The organism is Neisseria sp. HMSC056A03, from assembly GCF_001815685.1.
Lineage (GTDB): Bacteria > Pseudomonadota > Gammaproteobacteria > Burkholderiales > Neisseriaceae > Neisseria > Neisseria subflava.
This window is the reverse complement of record NZ_KV821583.1, coordinates 1-9,623: the sequence shown is the minus strand read 5'-3', so window position 1 is coordinate 9,623 and position 9,623 is coordinate 1. Positions and strand designations below refer to the sequence as shown.

7 protein-coding genes and 1 pseudogene are annotated in these 9,623 nt (G+C 64.2%); 7 read left to right on the top strand and 1 reads right to left on the bottom strand.

The window, feature by feature from the left end; all coding sequences use genetic code 11:
* Positions 1–349, bottom strand: a pseudogene (locus HMPREF3052_RS11870) (IS110 family transposase); the annotation flags it as partial.
* 297 nt (positions 350–646) lie between these two features.
* Here HMPREF3052_RS11870 and cysG point away from each other — a divergent pair.
* The 7 genes from cysG (at position 647) to cysI (ending at position 9,571) form a co-directional block, all read left to right on the top strand.
* Entirely contained in the window at positions 647–2,092 is a 1,446-nt protein-coding gene (cysG, locus tag HMPREF3052_RS00490; RefSeq protein ID WP_070747691.1) for a siroheme synthase CysG, read from the top strand.
* Positions 2,093–2,103: 11 nt separating this feature from the next.
* Positions 2,104–2,883: a phosphoadenylyl-sulfate reductase gene (locus HMPREF3052_RS00485; protein ID WP_083318758.1), complete on the top strand. Its 780-nt coding sequence runs from the start codon at positions 2,104–2,106 to the stop codon at positions 2,881–2,883.
* Between the two features lie 98 nt (positions 2,884–2,981).
* Positions 2,982–3,947, top strand: a complete 966-nt coding sequence (gene cysD / locus HMPREF3052_RS00480) for a sulfate adenylyltransferase subunit CysD (RefSeq protein WP_083318757.1) — start codon at positions 2,982–2,984, stop codon at positions 3,945–3,947.
* A 298-nt stretch (positions 3,948–4,245) separates the two neighbouring features.
* Complete coding sequence (locus HMPREF3052_RS00475; RefSeq protein WP_070747685.1) at positions 4,246–5,574, top strand: sulfate adenylyltransferase subunit 1; 1,329 nt, start codon at positions 4,246–4,248, stop codon at positions 5,572–5,574.
* 44 nt (positions 5,575–5,618) lie between these two features.
* Positions 5,619–5,867: a hypothetical protein gene (locus tag HMPREF3052_RS11525; RefSeq protein WP_137041443.1), complete on the top strand. Its 249-nt coding sequence runs from the start codon at positions 5,619–5,621 to the stop codon at positions 5,865–5,867.
* Positions 5,868–5,914: 47 nt separating this feature from the next.
* Positions 5,915–7,693 (top strand): assimilatory sulfite reductase (NADPH) flavoprotein subunit, encoded by a 1,779-nt coding sequence (locus tag HMPREF3052_RS00470; RefSeq protein WP_070747682.1) that lies wholly within the window; start codon positions 5,915–5,917, stop codon positions 7,691–7,693.
* Positions 7,694–7,804: 111 nt separating this feature from the next.
* The gene (gene cysI / locus HMPREF3052_RS00465) at positions 7,805–9,571 is read left to right on the top strand and encodes an assimilatory sulfite reductase (NADPH) hemoprotein subunit (protein WP_070747697.1); all 1,767 of its coding nucleotides are present in this window, start codon (positions 7,805–7,807) and stop codon (positions 9,569–9,571) included.
* The last annotated feature ends 52 nt before the right edge of the window (positions 9,572–9,623 follow it).

Here is a 9,623-nt window from a genome sequence, read left to right as displayed (position 1 = left end):
GAAGGCGATGTGTTTGAACCTTTTGAAAGCGGCAACAGGCTAAGTGTGCCTGTTTGCGCCTAAAAGGCGGTCCGGATGCCTGATTATCAGGTATCTGGGGAGAAAAAAGGGAAATTGGGAACAAAAAACAGCCGGAAGCTTGGGTTTGGGCTTCGGCTGTTGGGTGGAGGGGGATTTTTGCAAAGGTCTCTTGGCGCAATTTCCCGCCCCGCGCCCGGCGTTTGAAACGGTTCCGTATATCGGGCTTCTTGCGAAAATCCAAACCGGGGTTGAAAGCAAAAAGCCCGGCGGAAACCCAAACCGGCCGCAAGAGGCGGGCGGGTCGGCTGAAACATTTGGATTCCGGCAACCTGGGCATCCTTACCCTGCCTGCGCGGCGGCAAACCGCAGCCTGCCCTTCCGGCATTTCCCGTTTTGCAGGAAGTCTGTTGCCCGCACGGCTGCCCCCGCCTGTTTTGCGGGCGCAAACCCGAAACCGGGCGGGCGGCCTCGGCCGGCGTTCAAGATACGCGCTTAGAATAAATGTTTAGCAACAATAAGTTGCCGCGCATATAATTTTTCCTTCTATCTAATGGCGAAATCAGTCTTTCCGTTCCCCCCGCCGCTTCGCCTATGATAGGCGCACGGTTTTAGAGTGAGAACGGAAATGGACTACTTCCCCCTGTTTGTCGATTTGAAAGGCCGCCCCGTTCTGGTGGTGGGCGCGGGTCATGTGGCTTTGCGCAAAATCCGCCTGCTACTGCGCTGCGGCGCGGTTGTCCGCATTGCGGCGGGCAGGCTGCATCCGAAAGTGGCCGCGCTGCACGGCGCGGGCAGGGTGGAGTGGGCGGCGCGCTCGTTCTCGCCCGAACTGCTCGACACGGCCTTCCTCGCCGTGGCCGCCACCGACGATTCCGATTTGAACGAGCGGGTGTTCCAAGCCGCGCAGAGCCGCCGCCTGCTGGTGAACACGGTGGACGACCCCGCCCGCTGCAACTTCATCTTCCCCTCGATTATCGACCGCAACCCCATCCAAATCGCCATTTCCAGCGGCGGCAAGGCACCGGTGCTGGCGCGGCTGCTGCGCGAGAGGCTGGAAGCCCTGCTGCCGCAGGGTTTGGGCGTAATGGCGCAGATTGCCGGGCAATGGCGCGGCCGCGTGAAGGCGCGGCTCGGCAGCACGACGCAGCGCCGCCGCTTCTGGGAAAGGCTGTTTGCTTCCGCCGCCTTCCGGCGTTTGGCGGAAAGCCGCCGCAGCCGCGAGGCCGGGCAGCTGGTGTGGCGGCATTTGGCCGGGGAGCAGCCGCAAAGCGGCGAAGTGGCGCTGGTGGGCGCGGGGCCGGGCGATGCCGGGCTGCTCACGCTCAAAGGCCTGCAGCGCATTCAGGAAGCCGACGTGGTGCTGTACGACGCTCTGGTGTCGGATGCGGTGCTGGATTTGGTGCGGCGCGATGCCGACAAAATCTGCGTGGGCAAGCGCGCCGGCGGCGGCAGCGTGCCGCAGGAGGAAACCAACCGCCTGCTGGTGCGCCATGCCCGTGCGGGCAAACGCGTGGTGCGGCTCAAGGGCGGTGACCCGTTCGTGTTCGGGCGCGGCGGCGAGGAATTGGAAGCCTTGCGCGAAGCGGGCATTCCGTTTGAAGTGGTGCCCGGCATCACCGCCGCACTGGGCGCGGCCGCCTACGCCGGCATCCCGCTCACCCACCGCGACCACGCGCACGGCGCGATGTTCATCACCGGCCACCGCAAAATCGACGCCGAAGCGCCCGACTGGCCTGCTCTGGCGCAGAACCGGCAAACGCTGGTGGTGTATATGGGCACGATTAAGGCCGCCGAACTTTCGCGCGAGCTGATTGCGCACGGTCGCGCCGCCTCCACGCCCGCCGCCGTTATCAGCTGCGGCACGCTGCCGCATCAGCAGGTGTTTTCCGGCAGCCTGGCCGAGCTGCCCGAATTGGCCGCGCAAGCCGCCCAGCCCGCCCTGCTGGTGATCGGCGAAACAGTGGCGCTGCGGCAGGATTTGGCCTGGTTCGGCGCCCAGCCCGGCCGGCAGGACGAACAGGGCGGCCGGTATGTGCAGCAGCCCGCCGCAGCGGCCGGACAGGCGGCGTGAGGGGGAATACCGTGAATATTCAAGAAATCCCGGTTGTCCGCGAAGAAACCGCTTCCGCCGTATCCTTCCGCCCCAAGCTGTGGCAGATTCCCCGTCCCATTTCCGCCGTGTACCAAAGGCTACCTGAAAAAACCGCCGCGCTGCGCCGCCGCCTGCTGGAAATCTACCGCCGCCACAGCCGCGTGAAGCTGGCCAGCAGTTTGGCGGTGGAAGACATGCTGATTACCGACCTGCTGGCGCAGCAAGGCCTGCGCGTGGAAGTGTTCATGCTGCAAACCGGCTGCCTCAACGCCGAAACCCTCGATTTGGCCGACGAAGTGCGCCGCCGCTACCCCGCGCTCGACTTCCGCCTCTACTACCCCGAAGAAAAAGCGGTGGAAGAATACGTGCAAACCCACGGCCTGAACGCCTTCTACGACAGCGTGGAGTTGCGCAAGCGCTGCTGCCACATCCGCAAAGTCGAGCCGCTCAACCGCGCCCTGGCCGATGCCGACGCCTGGCTCACCGGCCAGCGCCGCGGGCAGTCGGTCACCCGCAGCGAACTCGCCCTGGCCGAATACGACAACGCGCGCGGCATCGCCAAATACAACCCGATTTTCGACTGGAGCGAACAGGAAGTGTGGGCCTACACCCTGCAGCAGCGCCTGCCCTTCAACGAACTCTACCGCCAAGGCTACCCCAGCATCGGCTGCGAACCCTGCACCATGCCCGTGAAGGAAGGCGAAGACATCCGCTCCGGCCGCTGGTGGTGGGAAAGCCGCGACAGCAAAGAATGCGGCCTGCACAAATAGCCGCCGCAACCCAAAAGGCTACCTGAAAAAACGTAAGGGACTCTTCAGCCCGCCGCAAGCCCGATATTTTCAGGTAGCCCCAGCCCGCCACGGGCTACCTGAAACCGCAACCCGAACAACCAACCCGACACAGAAAGCCCGCCATGAGCGCCACCCTGCAAAACGACCACCTCGACTGGCTCGAAGCCGAATCCGTCCACATCATCCGCGAAGTGCTGGCCGAATGCCGCAACCCCGCCATCCTGTTTTCCGGCGGCAAAGACTCCGTCGTCCTGCTCGCCCTCGCCCGCAAAGCCTTCGCCGTGCCCGGGCGGAGCATCCCGCTGCCCTTCCCGCTGGTGCACATCGACACCGGCCACAACTACCCCGAAGTCATCGCCTTCCGCGACCAAACCGCCCGGGAATCCGGCGCGCGGCTCATCGTCGGCAGCGTGGAAGACTCCATCGCCAAAGGCACGGTGGTGCTGCGGCGCGAAACCGACTCCCGCAACGCCGCCCAGGCCGTCACCCTGCTCGAAACCATCGAAGAGCACGGCTTCGGCGCACTGATGGGCGGCGCGCGGCGCGACGAAGAAAAAGCCCGCGCCAAAGAGCGCATCTTCTCCTTCCGCGACGAATTCGGCCAATGGAACCCCAAAGACCAGCGCCCCGAACTCTGGTCACTCTACAACGCCCGCCTGCACCCCGGCGAAAATCTGCGCGTGTTCCCCATATCCAACTGGACCGAACTCGACATCTGGCAATACATCGAACGCGAAAAGCTCGCCCTGCCGCCGATCTACTACGCCCACCGCCGCCAAGTGGTGCGCCGCAACGGCCTCTTAGTGCCCGTAACCGAACTCACCCCGCCGCGCGAAGGCGAACAGACAGAAGAGCTGTCCGTGCGCTTCCGCACCGTGGGCGACATCTCCTGCACCTGCCCCGTGGCCAGCAGCGCCGCCACCCCCGCCGAAATCATCGCCGAAACCGCCCTGGCCGACATCTCCGAACGCAGCGCCACCCGCATGGACGACCAAGTGAGCGAAGCCGCCATGGAGCAGCGCAAGAAACAAGGCTATTTCTAGCCCGAAGGCTACCTGAAAAAGCCCCGCGCCGTTTTTCAGGTAGCCCAAAAGCCGCAAGGCAGGCCGTAGCCCGCCAACAGACAAACGGCAAAAGCAGGCCGGGTCAGCCGCAGGCGCAAGCCGACTCAGCCGGAGCGGATTTGGAACGCGAACGCCCGAGCCCGCAAAACGGCAGCGGCAGCCTGAAAGCACTTCGCCCCGTCTCATGCAGACGGAAGCAGCCGCACCCGAAACAGCGCAGACCCGCCACCTAGGCCGTCTGAAACCCGAACAACCCACCTAAAGAAAGCCCGACATCATGACCAGCTCCCACCGCCAAGCCCCCCTACGCTTCATCACCGCCGGCAGCGTGGACGACGGCAAATCCACCCTCATCGGCCGCCTGCTCTACGACAGCAAAGCCCTGCTCGGCGACCAGGTACGCCGCCTCGAAAGCAGCCGCAGCCAAGGCGCGATCGATTTCTCCGCCCTCACCGACGGCCTCGAAGCCGAACGCGAACAAGGCATCACCATCGACGTGGCCTACCGTTACTTCGCCACCGCCCGCCGCAAATTTATCATCGCCGACACCCCCGGCCACGAACAATACACCCGCAACATGGTAACCGGCGCCTCCACCGCCCACGCCGCCGTATTGCTCATCGACGCCGCCCAGCTCGACTTTTCCCAACAGCCGCTGCAACTGCTGCCGCAAACCAAGCGCCACTCCGCCATCCTGCGCCACCTGCGCTGCCCACACATCATCGTGGCCGTCAACAAAATGGACTTGCTCGGCTTCAGCCAAGAAAAATTCAACGCCGTCGCCGCCGCCTACCGCGAACTGGCCGACACCCTCGGCCTGCCTGAAACCCGCTTCATCCCCATCTCCGCCCTCAATGGCGACAATATCGTGCACGAAAGCGCCCACACCCCGTGGTACCAAGGCGGCTCGCTGCTGCAAGTGCTGGAAAGCCTGCCCGCAGGCGAAGGCGTGTCCGAAGCGCCGCAAGACTTCCACTTCCCCGTACAGCTCGTACAGCGCGCCGACGGCAGCAAACAAGACGACTTCCGCGGCTACCAAGGCCGCATCGAAGCCGGCAGCGCGCGCGTGGGCGACAAAATCCGCGTCGAACCCGCCGGGCTCGAAAGCAGCGTGCGCGGCATCATCGGCCTCAAAGGCAGCGTGGATCAGGCAACCGCAGGCGAACCCGCCACCCTCCTCCTCGCCGACGACATCGACATCTCGCGCGGCGACACTATCCTTTCCGCCGCCAGCCCGCTCGCGCCGCAGCGCCGCCTTGCCGCCACCCTGTGCTGGTTCGACAGCCGCCCGCTCAACCCCGCCCGCAAATACCTGCTCAAACACACCACCCGCACCGTGCCCGCCAAAATCGCCGCCGTACGCCGCGTGTGGGACGTGCACACCCTCAGCCACTCCGCCGGGCGCAACACGCTGGAAATGAACGACCTGGGCGAAGTCGAGCTCGCGCTGGCGCAACCCGTCGTCTGCACCCTCTACGCCGCCAACCCCGCCACCGGCGCCTTCATCCTGATAGACGAAGCCACCAACCACACCGCCGCCGCCGGCATGATACTGGCCGACGCAGAAGCGGTAGGCGAAACGCAGCAGGCAGAACAGGCTACCTGAAAACCCGACGGCCAACTTTCAGGTAACCCGCAGATCGGGCATAAATGCCGAACAGAACAAACAAAGGCCGTCTGAAACCGCCGCCTTTTCCCGTGAGAGAAGGCTACCTGAAACACAATCCGGCAGCCTACCACCCGCCGTACAACCGGAGCGCGGACACCCCCGTTCGCCGTACGCAAGACGGGCTACCTGAAAACCCGACGGCTAAATTTCAGGTAGCCCCAGCAAGAGTAGCAAGAGCAAGAGTAGGTCGGGTTAGGCTGCAAGCCGTAACCCAACAATCCGCCCCTTAATTTTCAGGTAGCCCCAGCCCATAACAAACCATCCCAAGGAACCCGCCATGAACCCGCTTCCCCCCGAACTCGCCGCCCAAATCGCCGCGCTCAACCCCCTGCAGCTGGCCTGGCTCTCCGGCTACTGCTGGTCGCAGGCCGGCGGGCAGGCCGTGCAGCCCGGCATCGGTGCGCCTGCCGCCGCAGCCCCCGCGCCCGCCGCCGAACCCCTGCGCGTGGCCGTGATTTCCGCCTCGCAAACCGGCAACGCCCGCAAAGTGGCCGCAGAGCTGCAGCAAAGGCTCGCCGCCGCCGGCGTGAACGCCGTCCATGCCGCCGCCGCCGACTACAAGCCCAAAAACATCGCCGGCGAACAACTCGTGCTGCTCGTTACCTCCACCCAGGGCGAGGGCGAACCGCCCGAAGAAGCGCTCAGCCTCTACAAACTGCTCAGCGGCAAAAAAGCCCCTAAACTTTCCGGCCTCAAATTCGCCGTGCTCGGGCTGGGCGACTCCAGCTACCCCATGTTCTGCGGCGCGGGCAAAAGTTTCGACGAACTTTTAGCCAAACTCGGCGGCGAACGCCTGCTGGAGCGGCAGGACTGCGACTTGGAATACCAGGCCGAAGCCGCCGCCTGGCTGGATAAAATCGTGCCGCTGGTGGGCAGCCTGGCCGCCGCGCCCGCCGCCGCAACTGGTACGGGCAACGCTTCTGGCAGCCCCGCCCCCGCCGCGCCCGCATCCGCCTACAACAAGGCCAACCCCTTCCCCGCCACCCTGCTCGTCCGCCAGAAAATCACTGGCCGCGATTCGGAAAAAGACGTGCGCCACATCGAAATCGACCTCTCCGGCTCCGGCCTGCAATACCGCGCAGGCGATGCGCTGGGCGTATGGTTTGAAAACGACCCCGCCGTCGTGGAAGAAATCCTCGCCGCCGTCTCGCTCAAGGGCGACGAGCCGGTGAACGCGGGCGGGCAGGGCAAAACCGTGCGCGAAGCCCTGCTGCACGATTGGGAAATCGGCCTGAACACCCCGCAGTTCGTGCAGGGCTACGCCGAAATCTCCGGCAACCCCGCGCTGAAGGAAGCCGCCGCCGACGCTTCCGCCTACGCCGCCGCCAACCCGATTGCCGGCATCGTGTCGCAATACCCCGCCGCGCTCACTACCGGGCAACTCGCCGGCCTGCTGCGCCCGCTCGCCCCGCGCCTCTACTCCATTTCCTCCGCGCCCGAAGAAGTGGGCGAGGAAGTGCACCTCACCGTGGGCGTGCTGCGCTACGAACACAACGGCATCCCGCGCACCGGCGCCGCCTCCAGCTTTCTGGGTGAACGTTTGGAAGAAGAAGGCAGCGTGCGCGTGTTCGTGGAAGAAAACCCCCGCTTCAGGCTACCTGAAAACCCGGAAACGCCCGTGATCATGATCGGCGCGGGCACCGGCGTCGCCCCTTTCCGCGCCTTCATGCAGCAGCGCGCCGCCAACGGCGACAGTGGCAAAAACTGGCTGATTTTCGGCAACCAGCACTTCACCCAAGATTTCCTCTACCAAACCGAATGGCAGGGCTGGGCGAAAGACGGCCTGCTCAACAAATACGACTTCGCCTGGTCGCGCGATCAGGAAGAGAAAATCTACGCGCAGCACAAAATCCGCGAAGAAGCCGCCGAACTGTGGCAATGGCTGCAGCAGGGCGCGCACATCTACGTGTGCGGCGACGCCTCGCGCATGGCCAAAGACGTAGAGCAGGCCCTGCTCGACACCATCGCCGAACAAGGCGGCCTGAGCGCCGACGACGCAGACGAATACCTCGACAACCTGCGCCAGGAAGGCCGCTACCAGCGCGACGTATATTGAAAACAGCGGCTGTTTTTCAGGTAGCCCCGCCAGGCAAAAAAAGGCTACCTGAAAATGGAAAACCGCCTTTCAGACAGCCCCAAAACAACCCAAACCCAAAGGAACCCAACCATGACCACCCCCGACCCCCGCGCCAAACTCCCCGCCACCCCCCTGGCCGACAACGAACGCCTCAAAGGCCAGAGCCGCCACCTGCGCGGCACCATCGCCCAAGACCTCGGCGACGGCCTCACCGGCGGCTTCAACGGCGACAACTTCCAGCTCATCCGCTTCCACGGCATGTACGAACAGGACAACCGCGACATCCGCGCCGAGCGGCACGACCAAAAGCTCGACAACCTCAAAAACGTCATGCTGCGCTGCCGCCTGCCCGGTGGCGTGATCACCCCGCAGCAATGGCTGGGCATCGACCAATTCGCCGGCAGCCACACCCTCTACGGCTCCATCCGCCTCACCAACCGCCAAACCTTCCAATACCACGGCATCCTCAAGCCCGACATCAAAGCCGTGCACCAATGGCTGCACAAACTCGGCCTCGACTCCATCGCCACCGCAGGCGACGTGAACCGCAACGTCCTGTGCACCAGCAACCCCGTGGAAAGCAGCCTGCACCGCGAAGCCTGGGAATGGGCGAAGAAAATCAGCGAACACCTCCTACCCAAATCCCGCGCCTACGCCGAAATCTGGCTCGACGGCGAAAAAGTGGAAACCACCGAAACCGCCCCCCTGTCCGAAGGCGTGAAAAGCGGCGACGACACCGAACCCGTACTCGGCGCCAGCTACCTGCCGCGCAAATTCAAAACCACCGTCGTCATCCCCCCGCACAACGACGTAGACCTGCACGCCAACGACTTAAACTTCGTCGCCATTGAAGAAAACGGCAAACTCGCCGGCTTCAACGTACTCGTGGGCGGCGGCCTCTCCATGGAGCACGGCAACACCAAAACCTACCCCGACACCGCCCGCGAATTCGGCTTCATCGGGCTCGACAAAGTGCTCGACTGCGCCGCCGCCGTCGTTTCCGTGCAGCGCGACTGGGGCAACAGGAGCGACCGCAAAGCCGCCAAAACCCGCTACACCCTCGAGCGCGTGGGCACGGAAGTATTCATCGCCGAAGTGGAAAACCGCATGGGCGCGAAATTCCAGCCCATCCGCCCCTACGAATTTACCACGCGCGGCGACCGCATCGGCTGGGTGCAGGGCGAAGACAAAAAATGGCACCTCACCCTCTTCATCGAAAACGGCCGCATCACCGACGCGCCCGGCCGCCCGCTCAAAACCGGCCTGCGCGAAATCGCCAAAATCCACAAAGGCGACTTCCGCCTCACCGCCAACCAAAACCTCATCGTGGCCGGCGTGGCCGCCCGCGACAAGGCCAAAATCGAAAAAATCGCCCGCGAACACGGTCTCATCAACGACAAAGTGAGCAAACAGCGCGAAAACAGCATGGCCTGCGTCGCCCTGCCCACCTGCCCGCTGGCCATGGCCGAAGCCGAACGCTTCCTGCCCCAATTCCTCGACCATGTGGACGAAATCATGGCAGAAAACGGCCTGTCCGAAGAGCACATCGTTTTGCGCGCCAACGGCTGCCCCAACGGCTGCGGCCGCACCATGCTCTCCGAAATCGGCCTCGTGGGCAAAGCCGTGGGTCGCTACAACCTCTACGCCGGCGGCAACCGCCAAGGCACGCGTATCCCCCGCCTCTACAAAGAAAATATCACCGAACCCGAAATCCTCGCCATCCTGCGCGAATGGATCGCCGGCTGGGCAACAGGCCGCGAACCGGGCGAAGGCTTCGGCGACTATGCCGTGCGCACCGGCATCGTCCAACCCGTGCTCGACCCCCCGCGCGATTTCTGGAAAGCATCTGCCGCCTGATTCGGCAAGAAAAAGGCTGCCTGAGACCTTTGCAAAATTCCCCGAAATCCCC